Source organism: Liquorilactobacillus sicerae (assembly GCF_029916425.1).
Lineage (GTDB): Bacteria > Bacillota > Bacilli > Lactobacillales > Lactobacillaceae > Liquorilactobacillus > Liquorilactobacillus sicerae.
Genome location: NZ_JAHAVQ010000179.1, coordinates 1 through 474 on the forward strand (window position 1 = coordinate 1; position 474 = coordinate 474).

Genomic DNA, 474 nt, shown 5'->3' on the forward strand with positions numbered 1-474 from the left:
CTCCTGTCTAAAGCCTAAGCGCCGAGGAATTGCCTTGCTCTTTTGATTTTCAGAATCCGCCATCACAATTATCTTATTTAAAGATAATTCGTTAAAAGCGATATTCAATAAATGTTTTAAAGCTTCAGTCATAATACCTTTTCCCTGATATTTACTAAACATCCAGTATCCAACCTCTGCTCTGTGATCGTTCCTATCAATATTATGCAAATCAATCATCCCAATCGGTTGATTATCAACAATAATCGTCAACTCTAAAAGTTGATACTTGGCAGTTTTTTCCCTAGCATAATTGATAAAATCAATCTCGTTTTTTTCGCTTTTAGTTATTTTGACCCAGGGCATCCACATGGATAAGGGTTTTCGATCAACTTCGATAATCTCAAATAATTTTTTAGCGTATTTTTGTTCAGGCAAAACCAATTCGACAGTTTGTTGGCTTACTTGAAAACTACTTAAAACAAACATATATAA

At 33.5% G+C, this 474-nt stretch carries 1 protein-coding gene; it reads right to left on the bottom strand.

Annotated elements, in window-relative coordinates:
* Positions 1 to 474: GNAT family N-acetyltransferase (locus KH893_RS11870; protein ID WP_281166286.1), on the bottom strand; the 474-nt coding region annotated here is incomplete at both ends.